The organism is Allobosea sp. (assembly GCF_017308075.1).
Taxonomy (GTDB): domain Bacteria; phylum Pseudomonadota; class Alphaproteobacteria; order Rhizobiales; family Beijerinckiaceae; genus Allobosea.
In genome coordinates this window covers 333,693-355,501 of sequence record NZ_JAFKFX010000023.1, presented here as the reverse complement: position 1 = coordinate 355,501, position 21,809 = coordinate 333,693, and the positions used below count along the sequence as shown (strand labels likewise).

The following is a 21,809-nucleotide window of genomic DNA, read 5'->3' as shown; positions in this document are numbered from 1 at the left end:
ACGATGCATGACATGATCGCCAATCTCGGGCTCGGCTTCTCGGTCGCGCTCGGCCTGCAGAACATCGCCCTCGCCTTCGTCGGCTGCCTCGTCGGCACGCTGATCGGCGTACTGCCGGGCGTCGGCCCGGTCGCCACCATCGCCATGCTCCTGCCGATCACCTTCGGGCTCGATCCGGTCGGCGCCCTGATCATGCTCGCCGGCATCTATTACGGCGCGCAATATGGCGGCTCGACGACCGCCATCCTGGTCAACATCCCCGGCGAGGCGACCGCCGTCGTCACCACGCTCGACGGCCACCAGATGGCCAAGCAGGGCCGGGCCGGCGTGGCGCTCGGCACGGCGGCGATCGGCTCCTTCGTCGCCGGCTGCTTCGCGACGCTGATCATTGCCGCGCTCGGCGCGCCGCTGACCAAGCTCGCCTTGCTGTTCGGCCCGGCAGAGTATTTCTCGCTGATGGTGATGGGCCTGTGCTTCGCTGTCGTGCTGGCGCGCGGCTCGATCCTCAAGGCCTTCTGCATGATCATGCTCGGCCTGCTGCTCTCGACCGTCGGCACCGACCTCGAGACAGGCCAGGAGCGCATGACCTTCGGCTTCCCGCCGCTCGCCGACGGCATCGACTTCGCCGTGCTGGCGATGGGCGTGTTCGGCTTCGCCGAAGTGCTGCGCAACCTCGAAAATCCCGAGGCGCGCGACGTCGTCAAGGCCAAGATCGGCCGGCTTCTGCCGAGCTGGGAAGACATCAAGCAGTCGACGGCGCCATGCCTGCGCGGCACCTTCATCGGCGGCACGCTCGGCATCCTGCCCGGCAACGGCGCCGTGCTCGGCCCCTTCGCCAGCTATACGCTAGAGAAGAAGATCGCCAAGGATCCCTCGCGCTTCGGCAAGGGCGCGATCGAGGGCGTCGCCGGTCCGGAATCGGCCAACAACGCCGGCGCCCAGACCGCCTTCATCCCGCTGCTCACCCTCGGCATCCCGCCGAATGCGGTGATGGCGCTGATGGTCGGCGCGATGACCATCCACGGCATCATCCCCGGCCCGCAGGTGATGACCAAGAACCCGGAGCTGTTCTGGGGCATGATCGCCTCGATGTGGATCGGCAATCTGATGCTGCTGATCATCAACCTGCCGCTGGTCGGCGTCTGGGTGAAGCTTCTGCAGGTGCCCTACCGTCTGATGTTCCCGGCGATCCTGATCTTCTGCTCGATCGGCATCTATTCGGTGAACAACCAGCCGGTCGACGTCGCCTTCACCGCGCTGTTCGGCCTGTTCGGCTACCTCTTGATCAAGCTCGGTTTCGAGCCGGCGCCAATGCTGCTCGGCTTCGTGCTCGGCAAGCTGATGGAAGAGAAGCTGCGCCAGGCGCTGATCATCTCGCGCGGCTCGTTCATGACCTTCATCGAGCGGCCGATCTCGGCCGGGCTGCTGCTGGTGGCCGTCGCGATCCTGGTCATCGCGCTGCTGCCCTCGATGGCGAAGAAGCGCGACGAGGTCTTCACCGAATGACGGGGTTGCCTCGGCGGCCCTGCGCCGCAAATCTCTGGATAACCGCTTAATGGGAGGAATACGCATGAAGAAGCTCGCCCTCGGCGTCGTCGCCGCACTGGCGCTCGCCGCCCCGGCCCAGGCGCAGACCAAATATCCGGAGCGGCCGATCACCATGATCGTGCCTTTCGCGGCCGGTGGCCCGACCGACATCATCGCCCGCATCGTCGGCGAGAGCATGTCGAAGACGCTCGGCCAGCAGGTCGTGGTCGAAAACGTGGCCGGGGCCGGTGGCACCACCGGCATCACCCGCGCGCTGACCGCGGCACCGGACGGCTACACCATCGCCATGGGCCATCTCGGTACCTTCTCGGCGGCGCCTGCGACCTATCCCGGGCTGAAATACGACCCGATCAACGGCATGCAGGCGATCGGCCTCGCCGGCGGCACGCCGATCCTGATCGTCGCCAAGAAGGATCTCGCGCCGAAGGACCTGAAGGAGTTCGTCGCGCTCGTGAAGGCGAGCCCGGACAAGCTCAACGAAGCGCATGCCGGCGTCGGCTCGGTCTCCTGGACGACCTGCACCCTGCTCAAGGGCCAGCTCGGCGTGCCGAAGCTGAACTCCGTCGCCTATCGCGGCACCGGTCCGGCACTGAACGACCTGGTCTCGGGCCAGATCGACTTCATGTGCGACCAGATCGTCAGCGTCTCCGAGCAGGTCAAGGCCGGCACGATCAAGGCCTATGCCATCGCCTCGGCCGAGCGCTCGCCGGCCCTGCCGAACATCCCGACCACCAAGGAAGCCGGACTGCCCGAGTACCAGATCGAAGCCTGGAACGGCCTCGCTGCGCCGAAGGGCACGCCGAAGGAGGTCGTCGACAAGCTCGTCGACGCGCTCGACAAGGCGCTGAACGACGAGAACGTCAAGAAGCGTCTGCTCGATCTCGGCACGGTGATCCCGACCAAGGAAGAGCGCACCCCCGCCGGCTTTGCCGCGCTGATCAAGCGCGACGCCGACAAGCTCGCGCCGGTGCTCTCCGCCGCGTCGAAGTAAGCTCCGGGCGCCGAACCCGCACAGCATCGTCACGGCGGGCCGCAAGGTCCGCCGTTTGCTTTTGGGCCCTATAGCAACGGACCGAAAAGTGGAATCCACTTTTCTGACAATTCCTATGCGAGAACAATGAGATAAATCACCGTGAGCGCGTCCGTTCGGACGCGCGGCGATCTAGCGGGGCCCATGTGCTTCCGGAGGAGACATGATGAACCGGACGATTCGCATTGCCGTTGCGCCGCTGACGCCGGAGGCCTTCGCGCCCTATGGCCGGTTGCTGTGGCCGGACGGCCCGCGCGATGCCGGCCGCGACGGCTACGACATCTGGCTCCAGCCCTTCGCAGCCGAAACCCGGCCGCGCCTGCAGATCGTGCGCTATCACGCCCGGCCATTCACCGTCGGCGTGATCGAACGCCATCTCTGCGTCACCGAGGCGCGCCTGCCGCTCGGCGGGCCCCCGGCGATCATCGTGGTCGGAGAGCCTGCCGAGACGCCACCTGCGCCCGAAGCGCTACGCGCCTTCCGCCTCGACCGCACCGGCGTGATGTTCCATCGCGGCACCTGGCACGCCATCGACGCCTATCCAGAGGTCGGGGCCTATGCCGATTTCCTCTTCCTCTCCGAGGAGGCCACCGTCGACGAGCTCTTCGCCAATGCCGGCAAACCGCCGCAACGGACTCAGGTCCATGATCTCGCGGCGGTGGGCATCGACGTCGTGATCGACACAAGCCCCTGACAAGACGGGAAAAACCTCAGGCGCGTTCACGAATCGTCACAGCTCGTGAACGCGTATGGGCGGAACCCCGCGCTCGCCTTTGCCGTTCTTGCTGCCGAGGTTTCCCTCAGAAGGAGAACGGACATGATCAAGAAGCTTGCGCTCGTTACCGCCCTCGCCATCACCCCGGCCGCGGCCTTGGCCCAGCAGAATCCTCAGGGCGCCCAGGGCGGCGCTCTGGGCGGTGCCACGGCCGGCGCGGTCGGCGGCGCGGTGGTGGGCGGCCCGGTCGGAGCCGTCGTCGGCGGCGTCGGCGGTGCCGTGGTCGGCGCGATCATCGGCGACAACACCCCACGCTTCAAGACCTATGTGGTCGAGCAGCGCGTCCCGTCCTATACTTATGCCGAGCCGGTGGTCGTCGGCGCGACGCTGCCGCGCGAGGGCGTCCGCTACTATGAGGTGCCGCGCGAGTTCGGCGAGACCAATTACCGCTACACCGTCGTCAACGATCGCACGGTCCTGGTCGATCCGCAGTCCCGTCGCATCGTCCAGATCATCGAATAAGCGGCCGGTTTCGGAGCTCCGGCTGAGCTCGCGCCATCGCGGCCTGAGTGAAAGCCGGCAGCGGGGGCCCGCCCAGAAATGGGCGGGCCTTTCGCATGACAGGCGCGCCGCACTTACAAGATCGTGCCGGATAGCGGCAGCCAGAGGCGACGGTCGAAGCTGAACTTCTCTTGCCCGATCACAGCGACGGAACTCCGGCCGGCATGGGCAGGGTTGATCAGAAAGTTGGCGCTGCGCGGTGCGGCGAAAGAGGGAACCTTCAGCACCGGCGTGCGGCCTTCCGCCAGCCAGGCGTCGCCGACCTGCTTCGGATCCTCCGGCAAGGCCGCCACCTCCTCGCAAGCGGCCCCGGCGAGGTCGATCTCGATCAGGACATAATCATCGGGGATCAGGTCCGGCTCGAGATCGAGATGGACGCGGACCTCCAATATGGCCAGGGCGGGGTTCTCGGCGGTGTAGACGACCGGCCGCCCCGGCGAGTTCCAGCGCCCGCCATAAAGCCTCGCGCCCTCCCCGCCGAGATCGGCGAAGGCGGCGCGGCAGACGCGCCAGACCCGCATCAGGCAGCGATGCCGTGCGCGATCCGGCCGAGCAGCGTCTCGACTTCGGCCGCACCCGCGCTGGTGTCGAGCAGCGCGATCGGCTTTTCGCCGCCCAGTGCCTCGGTCGGCCGGCGCAGCCATCTGCCGGCCTTTTCCTGCGAGCCGAAGGTCTCCTCCGCTTCTGCGATGACCCGGGCGGCCCGGACCAGCCGGTCGGACTGCTCGCTGGTCAAGGTGCCGATCTTGCGCCGGTGGCTGAGCGTCTTGCGCGGCAGCACGACCTCGTCGATCTCGGCCAGCGTCATGCGGCCGCTGGCGATGACATGTTCCACCGCCGCCACCGGAAAGCCGCGCCGGACCGCCGCGATGATCGCGCGCGCACTGTCGAGCGGAGCACCGATCACCTCCGGGCCACCCACCACGTCCACTGCACGGATCGTCGTCACCATCGTCTCCCTGGCAATATGCCTACAGAATAGGGGCATATCGCCAAAACGACAAGGACAGGCGCTCAGCGCGTCCCGAACATGCGGTCGCCGGCATCGCCGAGGCCGGGGACGATGTAGCCGTGATCGTTGAGACGCTCGTCGATGGCCGCCGTCCAGATCCGGACATCGGGATGGGCGTCGCGCATGCGGGCGATGCCCTCGGGCGCCGCGAGCAGGCAGACGAAGCGCAGATCATGGGCGCCGCGCTCCTTCAGCCGGTCGACGGCGGCGACGGCCGAGTTGGCCGTCGCCAGCATCGGGTCCATCACCACGATCATGCGGTCGGCGATGTCGGAGGGCGCCTTGAAATAGTACTCGACCGCCTGCAGCGTCTCGGGATCGCGGTAGAGGCCGATATGGGCGACGCGGGCGGCCGGCACCAGTTCGAGCATGCCGTCGAGGAAGCCGACGCCGGCGCGCAGGATCGGCGCGAAGACCAGCTTCTTGCCGGAGATCACCGGCTGCATCGTCTTCTGCAGCGGCGTCTCGACCTCGATCATCTCGGTCGGCAGGTCGCGCGTCACCTCGTAGCAGAGCAGCATGCCGATCTCGTTCAGCAACTGACGAAAGCTCTTGGTCGAGCGCTCCTTTTCGCGCATCAGCGTCAGCTTGTGCTGCACCAGCGGATGGTCGACGACGGTGACGCCGTCGGAATGCGTGGTCATTCGTTATGCCCCCTTGTAGCGGCGATGGGATAGGTTCCCTGAAGCAAAGCTGCCGTCCCGGCCGCAGCGAAGCGGAGCGCCGGGATCCATCATAGAGTTCTCCGCCCTTCGATGGCTCCCGGAGCGGCCTGCGGCCGTCCGGGATGACGGCAGATTTCCGAGCCTTTACCTCATCGAGGTTTAGAATACCGTGCCGTCGCTGACGATGGTCAAGGGCGGCCCGCCGCCTTCGCGTTTCTCGGCGGCGATACGGCGCCCGGCCGACCAGGTACCGCCTTCGAGCACCTTGGCGAGCGGCAATTGCTCGCGGGTCAGACCAAGACGCTCGCGCACCAGCGCTCCGATCCGGTCGAGCAGGGCGACGGTGAGCGCCCGCCATTCGACCACGATCTCGGAGCCGACCGCATGGGCGCCGGAGCGATCCTCCTCCTGCTTCAGCGCGATCACGCCGAGATCGAGGAACAGGCCGCCATTGCGATATTCGGGCAGGCCCGTGAGCTCGTCGATGTCGACGACCTCGATGCCGGCCCATTGCAGCGGCTCGATCAGCGAATAGCTCAGCCATTGCGAAAGCTTGTGGAAGGGCATGATGCCGGCGGTGACGCTGCCCTGCGCGATCAGCGGGTGCTTCCAGCTGTCGCCGAGCGGGATGCCGGCATAGCTCAGGCGCGAGGGCCAGATGCCGCCGAGCACCTCCAGCACCTGCGACAGGATATAGCTGGCGCGGAGCGTGCCGCCCTCGGCCGCCGCGAACAGCCGGTCGAACAGGCCGCCGGGCCGGTCGAGCCCATGCTTTTCGAGCTCCTCTCCGAGCCGGTTGAGCAGGGCGGCGCGGCCTTCGAGGCTGACCAGCGGATTGGCCTCGCCGGCCTGGAAGCCTTCGGCCAAGCTCGCCGCATCGAGCCGCTTCAGCACGTCGCTGTCGACGCGTAGCGGGTCGGCGGGATCGCCGGAGAACAAGCCGGCGGCGAACATGTCGAGCGAAGCCAGCGCCAGCCCTTCCGAACGGCCGATGAGCATACCGGTCAGCCCGTCGCGATAGCGCCAGGCCGGGCCGGCGCCGGCGTCGAGCAGCACGCTGACGATGGCGAGGTCATAGGCGGCGCGGCCGCGCGCACCGGCATCGGCGAACCCGGCGGCTTCGTCGAGGCTGCGCCAACGGTCGACGCCGGCGACGACAAAATGCCGCCAGCGCGCATGGAAGGGAATATCGAGCGTCGGATAGTTCTTGCGGATCGTCGCCAGGACATAATCCGCGCAGACATCGAGCCGTTCGGGATGCACGCTGAAATGCGAGAGCCGGCCGTCGAGGCCGAGCTGCAGCATCTCCTGCGCCCGCTCGCGGATGACGGCTGGCTTCAGCAACTGGCGGACGGCTTCGGGATTGGAGTCAGGCATGGCACTCAGAATTTCTCGAGGTCGCGGCCGACCGTGGATTTCAGCGCGTTGTCGCCGGGCGTGCCGTCCGGCGAATAATAGCCCGCGGCCTTCTTGGCCTCGATCTCGACCGAGGCGTCGGGCGGGATCAGCTCGGGCGGGATCGCGACGCGCTCGCCGATCTCGATGCCGCTCTCGACCATGGCGTCATACTTCATGTTGGACATCGACATCAGCCGGTCGATCTTCCTGACGCCAAGCCAGTGCAGCACATCCGGCATCAATTGCTGGAAGCGGGCATCCTGCACGCCGGCGACGCATTCGGTGCGCTCGAAATAGGTCGCGGCGGAATCGCCGCCCTCCTGACGCTTGCGGGCGTTGTAGACGAGAAACTTGGTGACCTCGCCGAGCGCCCTGCCCTCCTTGCGGTTGTAGACGATCAGGCCGACGCCGCCGCCCTGCGCCTCCTTAACCGCCTCCTCGATACCGTGCACGAGATAAGGCCGGCAGGTGCAGATGTCGGAACCGAAGACATCGGAGCCGTTGCACTCGTCATGGACGCGGCAGGCGAGCTTGCGCCCGGGATCGGCGATCGCCGCGACCTCGCCGATGACATAGGCGGTGATCGAGCCGATCGGCGGCAGGAAGACCTTGAGGTCGGGCCGCGTCACCAATTCCGGATACATGCCACCGGTCTGCTCGAACAGGGTGCGGCGCAGCAGGTTCTCGCTGGTGCCGAAGCGCTCGGCGATGCCCGGCAGATGCCAGACCGGGTCGACCGCGATCTTGGTGACGCTGATGTCGCCGGAGCCGTGCAGGATATGGCCGTCGGCGGCGAGCCGGTGCCCAGCCATGGCGGCGAGGATTTCCGGCAGGTTGAGCCTCGCCTTGGTGACGGCGATGGTCGGGCGGATGTCGACGCCCTCGCCGATCCACTGGCCGAAATCCTGAGCGACGCGATGGCCGAACGGGTCGAGCGAGACGATCTTCCCGGGCTCGAACCATTGCGGCTGCGGCAGGATCTCGGCGGTCGGGTGGGTGTTGGTCAGGTCCGGCCGCTGTGCCGGATTCATGGCGCGGGCCGAGATCGCGAGCGCCCGATAAACCGAATAGGAGCCGCCATGGGCGCCGATGACATTGCGATCGGCGGGGTTGGTGGTCGAGGCGATGACCGGGCCGCGCTCCTCTGGCGTCGCCGCGCCCCAATGGATCGGGAAACGGGCCGCGGCACCGCCGGGCTCGGGATGGGAGGTCAGTCGGATATGGCTCGTGCGGTTCTGCGACGTCATCGGCAGCTTCGCTTCTCGAATGGACAAGGGCCCCGTGACGCGCAGCGCCCCGGGGCCCTTTTGGACCATTCGAAAGAGTGGATCAGCGCGATGCAACCGTCAATCGGCGGGTTCCGGCAGACTCCTGCGCCGCTCGCCGTCACGGCCGACATTCTTCGGCCATCCACGCCGCGCCACGTTGTTGTCTGATCGACGCCTGCTCGTGGACACCCACCGCGAAGGCGGGAGTGACGGCGGCCCCCTACTAGAACACCGCGAGATAGCGCAGCAGCGAGATGATGCCGATGATGATGACGATGATCTGGAGGATGTTCTTGATGTTGCCGTCGAGCGGCAGCATCCGCACGAGATAAAGCACCAGGCCGATGACCAGCACGGTGATGAAAAGCGAAATCAAAAGACCCATGGCTCAAATCCTCTTGTCGCGGCCGAAAGCCGGCCCCCCGAGGCACTGCTTGCCAGCCGATCGCAAGCATAGCACTCGGTAAGACAACGTGGAGCCTAGGGAAAAGGTTCCGAGAGGATCGCTGGCTTGGGCTTTAGACAAAGCACTTGATGCCGTCATGGTCGGGCTTGTCCCGACCATCCACGTCTTCGCTTCGCTGGTCCAAGACAGTGTCCAAGATGTGGATGCTCGCCACAAGGGCGAGCATGACGAGCGGCTTAACCCGCAATCCGCCCGAAATCCGCCACGGCGCGTGTCGCCTCACGGAGCTGGTTCAGGAGCTTGAGGCGGTTGGCGCGCAGGGCCGGGTCGGGATCGTTGACCGTGACCTTGTCGAAGAAGGCATCGACCGCCGGGCGCAGCTCGGCGAGCGCCGCCATGGCGCCCTCATAATCCTCGGCGGCGATGGCGGCTTCGGCCTTCGGCGTCGCCTGCGCCAGCGCGACGGCGAGCGCCTTCTCCTCGATCAGACCGGCAGCGGCGATCAGCTGGAGATCGGCGGCAGCCGCGAAAGCGCCCTCGCCATCCTTCTTCTCCTCGGCCTTGAGGATGTTGGCGGCGCGCTTGTAGCCGGCGAGCAGGCTCTTGCCGTCCTCCGTTTCGAGGAAACGGCCGAGCGCGGCGACGCGGCGGGTGATCAGCAGCAGGTCGTCATTGCCGGAAGCGCCCTCCCCCAGCACCGCATCGACCAGATCATGCCGCGCGCCCTGGTCGCGCAGCATCACTTTCAGGCGGTCGTGGAAGAAAGAGAGGAGATCCTGAAGTCCCTCATAGACAGCCTCTGCGACAGAAGCGTTTGTCTTTTCGAGCCTCCTAAAAATGAAATTTAGCGAGCCATCACGAATTTCAGTGACCGGCATCTCCGCAATCTCATCATAAGCGATCAAAGGAGCCATCAGCGTTCTACGATGAGAATCCGCCAATTGCCTGATGATTCTAATTTGAAGTTGTACGGCCAACTTCATGAACGGCAGCCGCACCCCATTCTCCACCACCAGCCGGATCACGCCCAGAGCCGCGCGGCGCAGCGCATAGGGGTCCTTGCTGCCGGTCGGCTTCTCGTCGATCGCCCAGAAGCCGACGAGGGTGTCGAGCTTGTCGGCGAGCGCCACCGCAACTGAGACCGGATCGGCCGGGACGCGGTCGGAGGGGCCGAGCGGCTTGTAATGTTCCTCGATGGCTGCCGCGACCGAGGCATCCTCGCCCTGCAGCTCCGCATATTTGCGGCCCATCAGCCCCTGCAGTTCCGGGAACTCGCCGACCATCTCGGTCGGTAGATCGGCCTTGGCGAGCTTCGCCGCACGCTCGGCCTGCTTCGGGTCGGCGCCGACGATTGGAGCCAGTTCCCTGGCCAGCGCCGCGATGCGCTGGACGCGCTCGCCTTGCGTACCGAGCTTGGCGTGGAAGACGACGCCGAGCTTGTCGAGCTTGGCCATGCGCTGGTCGAGCGGCTTGTCCAGCTGGAGGTCGAGTTTTTCCGCGCTCGCCTTCAGCGTATCGAGATCGGGCAGCGGGCCGCGATCGGTCGCCCAGAAATAGGCGGCATCGGAGAGCCGGGCGCGCACGACCCGGCCATTGCCGGCGGTGATCGCCTGACCGCCATCGCTGGCGACGAGGTTCGACACCGGGATGAAGCGGTTCGCCAGCTCGCCGGTCGCGGGATCGCGCAGCACGAAGCATTTCTGGTTGGCGCGGATGGTAGCCCGGATCGCCTCGCCGGGGATGTCGAGGAAGCGCTCCTCGAAGGAGCCCATCAGCACGACCGGCCATTCGACCAGCCCGGCGACCTCCTCCAGCAGCCCCTCATCCTCGACCAGTTCGAGTCCGGCGGCAAAGGCGAGGTTCCTGGCGTCGGTCGCGATGATCTCCTTGCGGCGGTCGGCATCGAGCACGACCCTCGCCCGCTCCAGGCTCGCGACATAGTCGTCGAAGCGGCGGACCGTGATCGGCCCCGGCGCATGGAAGCGGTGGCCATAAGTGGTGTTGCCGGAGGTGATGCCATCGACCTCGAAGGCGACGATCTCCGGATCCTCGGTCTCGGCGCCGAAGGTGCAGAGGATCGAGTGCAGCGGACGTACCCAGCGCAGGCTGGCGCCGGCGGCCGAGGCCTTGCCCCAGCGCATAGACTTCGGCCAGGGGAAGGCGCGGATCACCGCCGGCACGATCTCGGCGATGGCCGCAATCGTCTCCTGCCCGGGCTTCTCGATGATCGCGACGTAAGAATCGCCCTTCTTCGGATCGCTGACGATGGTCGCTTCGCCGAGCGAGGCGAGGCCGGCAGCCTTGAGGAAGCCCTGCACCGCGGCGTCCGGCGCGCCGACGCGCGGCCCCTTGCGCTCCTCGCGGACATCGCGCCCGCGCACGGGGAGGCCAGCGACGGTGAGCGCCAGCCGGCGTGGCGTGGCGAAGGCTTTCGCCCCCTCATAGACCAGGCCGCGCTCGACCAGCGCATCGGTGACAAGCTTCTTCAGATCCTCCGCCGCCTTGCGCTGCATGCGGGCGGGGATCTCTTCCGAAAAGAGTTCGAGCAGGAGATCAGGCATCAGTTCGCTCCCCCGCCGGCGGTTTTCAGCCAGGCGGCGCCGCAGGCCTTGGCGAGCTCGCGCACGCGCAGGATATAGCTCTGGCGCTCGGTGACCGAGATCACGCCGCGCGCATCGAGCAGGTTGAAGACATGGCTCGCCTTGATGCACTGGTCATAGGCGGGCAGAGCGAGCTGGTGCCTGGCGCCGCCATCGGCCTCGCCAGCAGCGAGCAGCGCCTTGCACTCGGCTTCAGCGTCAGCGAAGTGGCGAAAGAGCATCTCGGTGTTGGCATGCTCGAAATTATGCCGCGAGAACTCCTGCTCGGCCTGCAGGAAGACGTCGCCATAGCTGACGCGATCCTCACCCTCGAGGCCGTTGAAGTTGAGATCGTAGACGTTCTCGACGCCCTGGACATACATCGCCAGGCGCTCGAGCCCATAGGTCAATTCGCCGGCGACCGGCGCGCATTCGACGCCCGCCACCTGCTGGAAATAGGTGAACTGGCTGACTTCCATGCCGTCGCACCAGCACTCCCAGCCGAGCCCCCAGGCACCAAGCGTCGGGCTCTCCCAGTCATCCTCGACGAAGCGGACATCGTGCAGGGCAAGGTCGACACCGATCGCCTTGAGCGAGTCGAGATAGAGCTGCTGCAGATCCGGCGGCGACGGCTTCAGGATGACCTGGAACTGGTAGTAATGCTGTAGCCGGTTGGGGTTCTCGCCATAGCGCCCGTCCTTCGGGCGGCGCGAAGGCTGGACATAGGCCGCGTTCCACGGCCTGGGACCCAGCGCGCGCAAGGTCGTCGCCGGATGGAAGGTGCCGGCCCCGACTTCCATGTCGTAGGGCTGGAGGATGACGCAGCCGCGTTCGGCCCAGAAGCGCTGCAAGGTCAGCAGCAGCCCCTGGAAGGAGCGGGTCGGATTCATCGAAGCGGAGGGCGACGCGGCCAAGGGCTCAAGCCTTCGAAATTTCAGGAAACAGGCGGTGTGCTTAGGGTCTGGCGGCGCGGCAGGTCAAGCGCGGACGCATGAACCCCAGCTGAACCTCGACGAAAGGTCTGCGTTCATTAAGGCGTACCTAATATGCGAGCCATCGCGGTCCGCGGCGTTCGGGGCGAACGCTTGAGCCGGACCAGCGTCCAGCAGCAGGAGATTTGCGATGCTGTCCAACCGTCTTGCCGCCGCCATGCTCGGCGCCGGCGTCCTCCTTTCCGCGGCGCTGATCGCCGCTCCCGCCTCGGCAGCGCCGGTCGGCGCAGGTAGTGCGCCCGCCGCCAGCGCCAGCGCCGATGGCGGGTTGCTCCAGCAGGTCTGGCATTACGGCCGGCCGCATTACCGCCCGAGGCCGCGCTATTATGGCCGCCCGGTCTATCGGCCGCGCTGCTTCTATACCGACCGGCGCGTCTGGAACGGCTATCGCTGGGTGATCCGGCCGGTGCGCGTCTGCCGATAACCCGTCCGGAAAATGAAGGCCGGCTGAACGGCTCGCTCCACCGCCGTTCAGCCGCCAGGCCGCAGATTGCCTCCCACAGCAACACGCGATTGCTCAGGCAGACGCCATGGACATCGCGAAGGAGGACCAGAACGTGCTGCGCAAACTGCTTCTCGGCGTTTCGGCCGCGGCTGCCCTCGGCGTCGCCGGCCTCGCCTCGACCATGCCGACCCCCGCCATGGCCCAGCCCTTCAGCGACGGCTACTATGCGGGGCCACGCTGGGGCGGCGGCTATGACCGGCCCTCTTACGGCTATGGCCGTCCCGGCTACGGCTATGGCCGCCCCTATTACGGGCCGCGCTGCTTCTACCGCCCGGTGCGCTATTGGGATGGCTGGGGCTGGGTCGTGCGCGAGCGGCGCATCTGCCGCTGATCAGGTGAGATAGGCCTCGCCGCGATGGAGCGCCTCGCTCTGCGGGGTGAAACGGCCATCGGGCCCATTCAGAATCAAAGCCGGCAGCAAGACTGCCGGCTTTCTGCTGCCGAGCCGGGCCGAGACGATGACGCGGATCGCCGGGCGCTCGGCCAGCGCCTGCACCGGCCGAATCGCGACCTCGCCGAACCCCGTGGCCAGCGCGGCCAGGATCTCGCCCAGCGCTTCGGCGCGGTGGATGATCGTCACCCCGCCTCGCGGTCGTAGAGCCCGCCTTGCCGCCTTCAACCAGAGGGTCAGCGGCGTGTCGGCGACATGGGCGGCGCGCCGGTTCGGCACCGGTGAGGCCCGGGTCGCACCCGCTTCGAAGAACGGCGGATTCATCGCGACCCAGGCGGCCGATCCGTCCGGCAGCCCTGCCAGCAAGGCGCCGTCCCCGCGCTCGCCGATCGCCGCGAGGACGACCCGGACGCGCTGATCGAGGCCGTTCAGGCCGGCATTGCGCGCCGCAAGCGCCGCGAGCTCCGGATCGCGTTCGAGCAGCACGACCGAGAGTGCAGGCTGACGTGTCGCGGCGGCGAGGCCGGCCGTGCCGACCCCGGCACCGAAATCGACAAGCGGCCCTTCCGCCAGCGCCGGCAGCGCGGCGGCCAGCAGAATCGCATCCGAACCGGCGCGGTGCCCCTTTTTCGGTTGCAGCAGGCGAAGCTGGCCGCCCAGCAGGCGATCTTCGCCGATCGCGCCGAGGCCCGGCAGGATCTCATAGGTCATGCTCTCACCGGTCATGGCATGTCATTCCGGTCGCAATTCGCCGCCAAAGCCGGCCTCGACCAGCAGGGCCCGGGCGCGCTTGCGATCGGCCTCGCGCACCAGCAGCCGGCGCGGAAAGGCGCCGATCATGCCTTCGAGCGCACTGATGTGCTGATCGGCGATCAGGCAGTCCAGATTGGCCGAGGCCAGCAGCGCCTCGATGGCGCCGAGCAGGACGAGATCATTGGAGCGGACCAGTTCGTGCATGGCGCCATGGAGCCCGTGGCCGATAAGCCGCGCAAGCGCAAAATCGCCGCGCTGCGACACCAACGCACCAGATAGTGCGGCGCGACGGTGATTGCCGGGGCTGGTCACGCATGCGACGCTCGTGGCAAAGGGCATTGCAGCAAAGACAGGGCGCATCAGCCGCGCCGGAAAAGTCGGAGTTTGAGCGTGGGCGTCGTCGTAGCCTTCGAGGACAAGGAAGCCGGCAAGGCCGGGATCGAGGCCCTGGTCGGCCTGACCCGCGCCGATATGGAACGCGTCAACGCGATGATCTTGTCGCGGACGGGCTCCCAGGTGACGATGATCCCGGAGGTCGCCAACCATCTGATCTCCTCGGGCGGCAAGCGTCTGCGCCCGATGCTGACGCTCGCGACGGCCGCGCTCTGCGGCTATGCCGGCGAGGGGCATGTCAAGCTCGCGGCCTCGGTCGAGTTCATGCACACCGCGACGCTGCTGCACGACGACGTCGTCGACGAGAGCGACATGCGCCGCGGCAAGGCCGCCGCCCGCATGCTCTGGGGCAATGAGGCGAGCGTGCTGGTCGGTGACTTCCTGCTCGGCCAGGCCTTCAAGATGATGGTCGAGGTCGGCTCGCTGCGCGCGCTCGACATCCTCTCGACCGCCGCGGCCGTCATCGCCGAGGGCGAGGTGATGCAGCTCGCCGCCGCCAAGAATACCGAGACGACCGAGGACGAATATCTCGCCGTGATCCGCGGCAAGACCGCCGAGCTCTTTGCCGCCGCCTGCGAGGTCGGGCCGGTGATCGCCGGCTCGCCCAAGGCCGATGCCGCGGCCTGCCGCAGCTACGGGCTCAATCTCGGCATCGCCTTCCAGCTGATCGACGACGCCCTCGATTATGGCGGCTCGTCCGGCGCGCTCGGCAAGAACACCGGCGACGATTTCCGCGAGGGCAAGATCACCTTGCCGGTGGTGCTCTCCTTCCGGCGCGGCGATGAGAGCGAGCGCGGCTTCTGGCGCCGCACTCTGCAGGAAGGCCAGATCGGCGAAGGCGATCTGGCAGAAGCGCAGGCGCTGATGCGCAAGCACCGGGCGATCGAGGACACGGTCGAGCGCGCCCGCCACTACGCCAAGATGGCCAAGGACGCGCTCGGCCTGTTCCCGCAATCGCCGATGAAGCAGGCGCTCAACGACGCCGTCGATTTCTGCGTGGCGCGGGCCCATTGAACGACGCTCCCGGAACGCCTTCCGGCAAGATGCAGGAACAGCCGGCCGAGATCGCCACGCTGTCATCCCGCCTCGTCTACGAGAATCGTTGGATGCGCGTGCGGGAGGACGAGATCCTCCGGCAGGACGGCTCCAGAGGAATCTACGGCGTCGTCGAGAAGACGGATTTCGTCGCCATCGTCGCCGTCGAGGCGAATGGCGACCTGCATCTCGTCGAGCAGTATCGCTATCCGGTCGGAGGCCGCTTCTGGGAAATCCCACAGGGGTCCTGGGAGAACCTGCCGGAGGCCGACCCGCTCACCGTCGCCCGCGGCGAGTTGCGCGAGGAATGTGGGCTCGAGGCCGGCGAGATGATCCAGGCCGGCTATCTCTACGAATGCTATGGCTACTCGAACCAGGGCTGCCGCATCTTCCTGGCGCGGCAGCTCAGTGCGGTGCCGCGCCAACTCGACCATGAGGAACAGGGCCTGGTCACGCGGCGCTTCTCCGCTGCCGAGGTGGCAGCGATGATCGAGAACGGCGCCATCAGAGACGCGACCACGGTCGCCGCAATCGGGCTCTTGACGCTCAAGGGCCTGCTGCCGGGCTTCGGGGTGACCGGCCGCTAGATCGCCGGTGCGGACCGCTACCCAAGCACCGTCGGCCTGATCCACCAGCCCGGCTTCCGGCGCGCAAGCGCCCTGGCCGCTGCCGCGCTCGCCCGACAATCATCGAACAGGGCAAAGCAGGTCGCGCCCGAGCCCGACATGCGTGCCAACCGGCATCCGGGCAAGGCGGCGAGCAGCGCCAGGACTTCGCCGATGACCGGCGCGACCGCCCTGGCTGGCGCCTCCAGATCATTGCCCGACACAGCCAGCGCGGTGGCAAAGGCCTCCTGCGAGGCCGCATGTTGGCCATTCAGCGCGAAGGCGCTCGCCCCTGCCGCATGCTCCTGCCCCCGCAGGAGACCGAGATCGCGGAACACCGCAGCTGTTTCCACCGCGACGCCCGGATTGACCAGCAGCGCGAACAGGCGCGGCAGTCGCAGCGGCGGGCCGAGCCGCTCGCCGATGCCCTGCATGATGCGCGTCTTCGCCGCGAGGCAGATCGGGACATCGGCGCCGATGCGCGCCGCGGCGGCATAGAGCACGGGCGCCTCCGCTGGCAGCCCGTTCAGCCGCGCGAGCAGGCGCAGCGCGGCAGCGGCATCGGCCGAGCCGCCGCCGATGCCGGATGCGACCGGCAGGCGCTTCACGAGCAGGAAACGGCCGGACCGCAGTCCCGGCACCTGATCGCGCAGGGCGTTTTCCGCCTTCAGCACCAGATTGTCGGCTGCCACCGAAAGCCCGGCAGCGAAGGGGCCGGAGATCGCGATCCCGCTCTCCGCGCCCGGCAGCAGCGTCAGCGCGTCGCCGACACCGGCGAAGGCGACGAGGCTGTCGAGCTCGTGGTAGCCGTCGGCACGCCGGCCGAGGATGCGCAGGCTGAGGTTGACCTTGGCCGGGGCGCGGGTGGTGAGACGAGCCTGCAAGGCTCAGCCGCCATCCTTCTTCGGCTCGGCGGCGCTCGCCGAGGGCGGCGCCTCGTCGAGCCCCTTCTCGATCTTGCGCAGGATCTTCTCCAGATCCTCCGGTTCCGGGCCGAGATCGCGGGCATGGTTCCACTGGAACCTCGCCTCGAGCGGGCGGCCGGTGCGCCAGTAGACGTCGCCGAGATGGTCGTTGATCACCGGATCGGAGGGGCGCAACTCCATGGCGCGCTCGAGCTCGACCACGGCCTCGTCATAGCGGCCGAGCCGGTAATGCGCCCAGCCCAGCGAATCGATGATGTAGCCGTCGCGGGGCCGCAAATCGACGGCGCGGCGCAGCATGCCGAGCGCCTCGTCGAGCTTGAGGTTCCGGTCCACCAGCGAATAGCCGAGATAGTTGAGGACCAGCGCCCGCTCGCGGCCGAGGGCCTCCGGCATCAGCTCCAGCGCCTTGCGCAGATCGGCTTCCGCCTCCGGCCAGCGCTTGGTGCGCTCATAGGAGATGCCGCGCGAATAGAAGAGATCCCAATTCGAGCGGCCGGGCGAGGCCAGCTTGCCGATCGCCTTGTTGTAGGCGTCGGCCGCCTCCTCGAAGCGCTTGCGCGAGCGGTAGATGTTGCCGAGGGCGGAAATCGCCTCGACATCGTCCGGACGCGCCGCAATCAGCGCCTCCATATGCTTCACCGCCTCCTCGGTCTTGCCCAGCGTCTCGAGGCCGAGTCCGATCTGGATGTCGGCCACCGGACGCAAGGCGGAATTCTCCGGCATGCGCCGATAGACATCGACCGCGTCCTCGCTCTGCTTGGCACGTTCGAGGATGTCGCCGAGCGTCAGCACGGCGAGATCATGGCTGGGGTCGAGATAGACCGCGAGCCTGAGGTAGAGCAGGGCCGTGGCTTCGTCACCCTGCAGGATTCCGGCGCTGGCCAGGCCATAGAGCACCTCGGCCGCGCCCTGCTGGGTGCTGGCGACGATGCGCGGCAGCGGCTCCTTGGCACCGACCTTGGCAAGCGCATCGCGCACCACGGGATGGTTGGGACGGACGCGCTGCTCGAATTCGTTGAGCGTCGCCAGAGCGGCCTCGCGATCGCCGGCCCGCGCCTGATGGCGCGCCCAAATATCGACCAGGCGCAGATTGGTCCGTTCGGCCTCATAGGCCGCCTTGAGCCGGCGGGTCGATTCGCTCTTGCGCCCGGCAATGTCGAGGATCAGCCCGGCATGAAAGTCGCGGAAGCGGTCGAAGGTCGATTCGCCGCGCAGCCGCTCCAGGGTATCCAGCGCACGCTTGGTGTCGCCCGAGCCGGAATAGGCCCAGGCCGCCAGCAATGTCGCTGTGATGTCGGCCGAGCGGCCGCGCCCGCCGCGCTGCAGCTGATTGCGGGCTGTCGCGTAGGATTTCTGCTTCAGAGCCCGCACGCCGAGCGCCAGCTGCGCCAGGCCGTTCGAGGGATCGCGCTGCACCAATTTTTCGGCAGCGCGGAAGGTGTCGCCCATGGCTCCGTCGGCGAGGAAAGCCACGAAGCCCCGCTCGAGTAGATCGCTGTTCTGCGGATCATCCTTGATCGCCTCGCGCAGATAAGCGGATGCGGCGGCAAGGTCGCGCCCCGCACCTGCGACCACTGCCGCGAGATAATTGCCTTCGAGGCTTTCCGCCGCTTCGAACTTCTCGACGGGGCGCGCCTGAGCCTGCGCCGAAAATGGCACGCCGCTCTGCAGAAGCGCCAGGAAAGCCAGCGCCAACACGGCGCTGCGGCCGCGGCCGTCGCACTTGAACGTCACGTTTACCATTCTCCCTCGGTCCGCCCCTCGCCCGCCGCCGGGAGCATGTCCGTGGACTGGACCGTGACCTGATCGGTTAAGCGCGCAACATGGCTGTTTCCGGGCGGCCCGACAAGCCTGCCGCTGCATTGCAGAAGACGCGCCACGCTGACGTGAAAGGGCGGGCCGCGAGAAACTATCGGCATTCCCGACAGATTTCATGAAGAAATCGGGCGTAGTCTTCCGAGCTGTCGCGGCCTTTCGCGACGATTCGCTTGGGACAGTTCGAATGAAGAAGGTCTCGCTTGCGCTCGCGGCCGTCCTCGCTCTCGCCAGCCTCGCTGGCGGCTGCGCGACGCCTGCGCCCGAAAAAACCGCTCCGGTCATTCGCAAGGGCTGATTCGCGGGCCCGCCGCTGCTTCAAGGCCGCGCCGGTCCAGCCGGCGCGGCTTTTCTTGTACCGGGTGGAAGACTGCAGAATTCCACCCGCCAGAAGCGTCAAGCGCTCCGGGAAACGCGAGCTCTACATGTTGGAATAGTTCGGGCCGCCTGCCCCTTCCGGCACCGTCCAGGTGATGTTCTGGGCGGGGTCCTTGATGTCGCAGGTCTTGCAGTGCACGCAGTTCTGCGCGTTGATCACGAAGCGCGGCTCGGTCTTGGCCTCGGGATCGGCATAGACGATCTCATAGACGCCGGCCGGGCAGTAGAGCCGCGCCGGCTCGCCATAGAGCGGCAGGTTCCGCAGCACCGGCACATTGGGATCGGTCAGCTTCAGATGGGCCGGCTGGTCCTCCTCGTGATTCGTCGCCGAGAGGAAGACCGAGGAGAGCTTGTCGAAGGAGATCTTGCCGTCGGGCTTCGGGTAGACGATCGGCGTGACCTCGCTGATCGGCTTCAGCGTGGCGTAATCGGGCTTGCCATGCGCCATCGTGCCGAAGGGCGACCAGCCGAAGAGCTGGTTCAGCCACATGTCGATGCCGCCGAGCGCGACGCCGCCGAAGGTGCCGAGCTTCGACCAGAGCGGCTTGACGTTGCGCACCGGCTTGAGATCACGCCCGATCTCGGAATCGCGCCAGCTCGCCTCGATCTCCGCGACCTCGTCATGGGCGCGGCCGGCGGCCAGCGCCGGCACGAGATGCTCCGCCGCCAGCATGCCGGACAGGATGGCGTTGTGGCTGCCCTTGATGCGCGGCACGTTGACGAAACCGGCGGCGCAGCCGAGCAGCGCCCCGCCCGGGAAGGTCAGCTTCGGCACGGACTGGAACCCGCCCTCGGTGATCGCGCGCGAGCCGTAGGAGAGCCGCTTGGCGCCCTCGAAGACGTCGCGAATCATCGGATGCGTCTTGAAGCGCTGGAACTCGTCGAAGGGCGAGAGAGTCGGGTTGGTATAGTTGAGATGGACGACGAAGCCGACCGAGACCAGATTGTCGTCGAAATGATAGAGGAAGGAGCCGCCGCCGGTCGACATGTCGAGCGGCCAGCCGAAGGAGTGCTGCACCAGCCCCTTCCTGAACTTCTCCGGCTTGACCTGCCAGATCTCCTTGAGGCCGATGCCGAATTTCTGCGGCTCGCGGCCCTCGTCGAGGGCGAAGCGCTTGATCGCGATCTTGGAGAGCGAGCCGCGGGCGCCCTCGCCGAGCAGCGTATAGCGGCCGCGCAGCTCCATGCCACGGGTGAAGCGGTCCGAGACGCTGCCGTCCTTGGCGATGCCCATGTCGCCGGTGGCGATGCCGGCGACCGAACCATCCTCGTTGAACAGGAGCTCGGCGGCGGCGAAGCCCGGATAGATCTCGACCCCGAGCGCCTCGGCGCGAGCGGCGAGATAGCGCGCGACCAGGCCGAGCGAACCGACGAAATTGCCGTGATTGTTCATCAGCTTCGGCATGGCGAAATTCGGCAGGCGGGCGCCGCCGGCCGGGCCGAGGAAGTAGAAGACGTCCTCGCTGACCTGGGTGTGCAGCGGGCGGGCCTCATCCTCACGCCAGTCGGGCAGGAGCTTGTCGAGGCCGAGCGGATCGATCACCGCGCCGGAGAGGATATGGGCGCCGACCTCGGACCCCTTCTCGACCACGACGACCGAAATATTCTCGTCGAGCTGCTTCAGGTGGATGGCCGCAGCAAGCCCCGCGGGACCGGCGCCGACGATGACGACGTCGTATTCCATGCTTTCGCGCGGGGTGCTCTGCGCTTCCTCGAGTGTCATTCTGCCCTCCGCCAACGGCCCGACCTGTCCCGATCCGCAGGATAGTTTATATGTGAACGATCATGAACGCCCGCGCAAGATCGGGCGGTATCGAGATTGGAAACCTTCTATCCGGGCGTAAGAGGCAATTTGCAACTGCGAAAGGCATGACGACGAGGTGGCCGTGAGACGTGCAGCCTGCCTGATCCGCCGGCTCTCGGCAGCATCGATGCGAGCAAGGGCGGCGGACGGGTCGCCTCACCAGTACGATCCGTGCTAGCTCACGACGCCATGTCGCCAGCCACGCCGCATCCCGCCGAAATCATCGCCTGGTATGCCGAAATGGGCGTATCCGAGGCGCTCGACGAGACGCCGCACAACCATTTCGCCGCGCCCCGGCCAGCGCCCCGCCCGGTTCTCGCCCCGGTACCGGCGGCGCCGCTGCGCCATGCTGCCGCGGCGACCGCACCGGACGAGGCGGCTGTTTCGGCGCGGACTCTGGCGCGGGAGGCGCGGACGCTCGACGAACTCAAGGCCGCCATGGCCGGTTTCGAAGGCTGCGCGCTGAAGGCCACGGCCAAGAACCTGGTCTTCGCCGATGGCAATCCGGCGGCCCGGGTGATGCTGGTCGGCGAAGCGCCCGGCGCCGACGAGGACCGCGCCGGCCTGCCCTTCGTCGGCCGCTCCGGGCAATTGCTGGACCGGATGCTGGCAGCGATCGGGCTGACACGAGCCGAGCAGGTCTACATCGCCAATCTCCTGCCCTGGCGGCCGCCGGGGAACCGCACGCCGACGCCGCAGGAGGTGGCGATCTGCCTGCCCTTCATCCAGCGCCAGATCGAGCTTGTCGATCCGGCCATCCTGGTCTGTGTCGGCCGGCCCTCCTCGATGGCGCTGCTCGACGTCAAGAGCATCATGGCCGCGCGCGGGCGCTGGCTGGAATACGACAATGGCACCCGCACCATCCCTGCCCTGCCGATCCTGCACCCGGCCTATCTCTTGCGCAGCCCGCTCGACAAGCGCCTGGCCTGGCGGGATCTGCGGACCCTGAAAGCGGCGATCGACGCATTGTGACGCATCGCGACATCGCGACGCTGCGGCATCGTCGGGCGCTGCCCGCGCGTCTCGCCTT

At 67.3% G+C, this 21,809-nt stretch carries 23 protein-coding genes; 10 read left to right on the top strand and 13 right to left on the bottom strand.

Translation table 11 applies throughout. The annotated features are described in order from the left end of the window. Window positions 1-3 precede the first annotated feature (3 nt). The 4 genes from J0J10_RS02620 (at window position 4) to J0J10_RS02605 (ending at window position 3,815) form a co-directional block, all read left to right on the top strand. A complete protein-coding gene (locus J0J10_RS02620; protein ID WP_291645036.1) occupies window positions 4-1,506 on the top strand; it encodes a tripartite tricarboxylate transporter permease in 1,503 nt (500 codons plus the stop codon). A gap of 64 nt (window positions 1,507-1,570) precedes the next feature. Beyond that, window positions 1,571-2,539: a tripartite tricarboxylate transporter substrate-binding protein gene (locus J0J10_RS02615; protein ID WP_291640682.1), complete on the top strand. Its 969-nt coding sequence runs from the start codon at window positions 1,571-1,573 to the stop codon at window positions 2,537-2,539. A gap of 205 nt (window positions 2,540-2,744) precedes the next feature. Further along, the gene (locus J0J10_RS02610; protein WP_291645034.1) at window positions 2,745-3,272 is read left to right on the top strand and encodes an ureidoglycolate lyase; all 528 of its coding nucleotides are present in this window, start codon (window positions 2,745-2,747) and stop codon (window positions 3,270-3,272) included. A gap of 123 nt (window positions 3,273-3,395) precedes the next feature. Next, the gene (locus tag J0J10_RS02605) at window positions 3,396-3,815 is read left to right on the top strand and encodes a DUF1236 domain-containing protein (RefSeq protein ID WP_291645032.1); all 420 of its coding nucleotides are present in this window, start codon (window positions 3,396-3,398) and stop codon (window positions 3,813-3,815) included. Between the two features lie 113 nt (window positions 3,816-3,928). Here J0J10_RS02605 and J0J10_RS02600 read toward each other — a convergent pair whose 3' ends face one another. The 8 genes from J0J10_RS02600 to J0J10_RS02565 form a co-directional block, all read right to left on the bottom strand. Further along, window positions 3,929-4,375, bottom strand: a complete 447-nt coding sequence (locus J0J10_RS02600) for an RES family NAD+ phosphorylase (RefSeq protein WP_291645030.1) — start codon at window positions 4,373-4,375, stop codon at window positions 3,929-3,931. Next, window positions 4,375-4,803, bottom strand: a complete 429-nt coding sequence (parS, locus tag J0J10_RS02595) for a type II RES/Xre toxin-antitoxin system antitoxin (RefSeq protein ID WP_291640674.1) — start codon at window positions 4,801-4,803, stop codon at window positions 4,375-4,377. Before parS ends, J0J10_RS02600 begins: the two co-directional genes overlap by 1 nt. A gap of 65 nt (window positions 4,804-4,868) precedes the next feature. Continuing rightward, window positions 4,869-5,510, bottom strand: a complete 642-nt coding sequence (upp, locus tag J0J10_RS02590) for a uracil phosphoribosyltransferase (RefSeq protein ID WP_291645026.1) — start codon at window positions 5,508-5,510, stop codon at window positions 4,869-4,871. 180 nt (window positions 5,511-5,690) lie between these two features. Next, window positions 5,691-6,908, bottom strand: a complete 1,218-nt coding sequence (locus J0J10_RS02585; RefSeq protein WP_291645025.1) for a URC4/urg3 family protein — start codon at window positions 6,906-6,908, stop codon at window positions 5,691-5,693. 5 nt (window positions 6,909-6,913) lie between these two features. Beyond that, window positions 6,914-8,176, bottom strand: coding sequence for a GTP cyclohydrolase II (locus J0J10_RS02580; protein ID WP_291645023.1), 1,263 nt, complete (start codon window positions 8,174-8,176; stop codon window positions 6,914-6,916). A 244-nt stretch (window positions 8,177-8,420) separates the two neighbouring features. Next, window positions 8,421-8,582: a Thivi_2564 family membrane protein gene (locus tag J0J10_RS02575; RefSeq protein WP_291638297.1), complete on the bottom strand. Its 162-nt coding sequence runs from the start codon at window positions 8,580-8,582 to the stop codon at window positions 8,421-8,423. A gap of 257 nt (window positions 8,583-8,839) precedes the next feature. Next, window positions 8,840-11,164 (bottom strand): glycine--tRNA ligase subunit beta, encoded by a 2,325-nt coding sequence (gene glyS, locus J0J10_RS02570; RefSeq protein WP_291645021.1) that lies wholly within the window; start codon window positions 11,162-11,164, stop codon window positions 8,840-8,842. Then, window positions 11,164-12,072 carry a glycine--tRNA ligase subunit alpha gene (locus J0J10_RS02565; protein ID WP_291645282.1) on the bottom strand — a complete coding sequence of 303 codons (909 nt, stop codon included), beginning with the start codon at window positions 12,070-12,072 and terminating at the stop codon, window positions 11,164-11,166. The genes glyS and J0J10_RS02565 overlap by 1 nt, the downstream gene beginning before the upstream one ends. A 232-nt stretch (window positions 12,073-12,304) precedes the next feature. On the opposite strand from J0J10_RS02565, the gene J0J10_RS02560 reads away from it, so the two are divergent. Together J0J10_RS02560 and J0J10_RS02555 are read left to right on the top strand one after the other, a co-directional pair. Continuing rightward, window positions 12,305-12,598 carry a hypothetical protein gene (locus J0J10_RS02560; protein WP_291645019.1) on the top strand — a complete coding sequence of 98 codons (294 nt, stop codon included), beginning with the start codon at window positions 12,305-12,307 and terminating at the stop codon, window positions 12,596-12,598. Between the two features lie 106 nt (window positions 12,599-12,704). Beyond that, a complete protein-coding gene (locus tag J0J10_RS02555) occupies window positions 12,705-13,010 on the top strand; it encodes a hypothetical protein (protein WP_291645017.1) in 306 nt (101 codons plus the stop codon). On the opposite strand, the gene J0J10_RS02550 is transcribed toward J0J10_RS02555, so the two are convergent. Next, window positions 13,011-13,796: a tRNA1(Val) (adenine(37)-N6)-methyltransferase gene (locus J0J10_RS02550; RefSeq protein WP_291645015.1), complete on the bottom strand. Its 786-nt coding sequence runs from the start codon at window positions 13,794-13,796 to the stop codon at window positions 13,011-13,013. A gap of 6 nt (window positions 13,797-13,802) precedes the next feature. Further along, complete coding sequence (locus J0J10_RS02545) at window positions 13,803-14,135, bottom strand: putative signal transducing protein (protein ID WP_465247146.1); 333 nt, start codon at window positions 14,133-14,135, stop codon at window positions 13,803-13,805. A 78-nt stretch (window positions 14,136-14,213) separates the two neighbouring features. On the opposite strand from J0J10_RS02545, the gene J0J10_RS02540 reads away from it, so the two are divergent. Beyond that, window positions 14,214-15,230, top strand: a complete 1,017-nt coding sequence (locus J0J10_RS02540; RefSeq protein ID WP_291645014.1) for a polyprenyl synthetase family protein — start codon at window positions 14,214-14,216, stop codon at window positions 15,228-15,230. Beyond that, a complete protein-coding gene (locus J0J10_RS02535) occupies window positions 15,227-15,838 on the top strand; it encodes an NUDIX hydrolase (protein ID WP_366824716.1) in 612 nt (203 codons plus the stop codon). The genes J0J10_RS02540 and J0J10_RS02535 overlap by 4 nt, the downstream gene beginning before the upstream one ends. Before the next feature lie 17 nt (window positions 15,839-15,855). On the opposite strand, the gene J0J10_RS02530 is transcribed toward J0J10_RS02535, so the two are convergent. Both J0J10_RS02530 and J0J10_RS02525 read right to left on the bottom strand, forming a co-directional pair. Then, a complete protein-coding gene (locus J0J10_RS02530) occupies window positions 15,856-16,740 on the bottom strand; it encodes a 4-(cytidine 5'-diphospho)-2-C-methyl-D-erythritol kinase (RefSeq protein ID WP_291645012.1) in 885 nt (294 codons plus the stop codon). Window positions 16,741-16,743: 3 nt separating this feature from the next. Next, window positions 16,744-18,525: a tetratricopeptide repeat protein gene (locus tag J0J10_RS02525; protein WP_465247145.1), complete on the bottom strand. Its 1,782-nt coding sequence runs from the start codon at window positions 18,523-18,525 to the stop codon at window positions 16,744-16,746. Between the two features lie 190 nt (window positions 18,526-18,715). Between J0J10_RS02525 and J0J10_RS02520 the strand changes: the two genes are divergently transcribed. Beyond that, window positions 18,716-18,895, top strand: a complete 180-nt coding sequence (locus J0J10_RS02520) for a hypothetical protein (protein WP_291638305.1) — start codon at window positions 18,716-18,718, stop codon at window positions 18,893-18,895. A 123-nt stretch (window positions 18,896-19,018) separates the two neighbouring features. Here J0J10_RS02520 and J0J10_RS02515 read toward each other — a convergent pair whose 3' ends face one another. Next, window positions 19,019-20,698, bottom strand: coding sequence for an electron transfer flavoprotein-ubiquinone oxidoreductase (locus tag J0J10_RS02515; protein WP_291645008.1), 1,680 nt, complete (start codon window positions 20,696-20,698; stop codon window positions 19,019-19,021). Window positions 20,699-20,968: 270 nt separating this feature from the next. Here J0J10_RS02515 and J0J10_RS02510 point away from each other — a divergent pair, with 270 nt between their 5' ends. Next, window positions 20,969-21,751, top strand: coding sequence for a uracil-DNA glycosylase (locus J0J10_RS02510; protein ID WP_291645006.1), 783 nt, complete (start codon window positions 20,969-20,971; stop codon window positions 21,749-21,751). Window positions 21,752-21,809 lie beyond the last annotated feature (58 nt).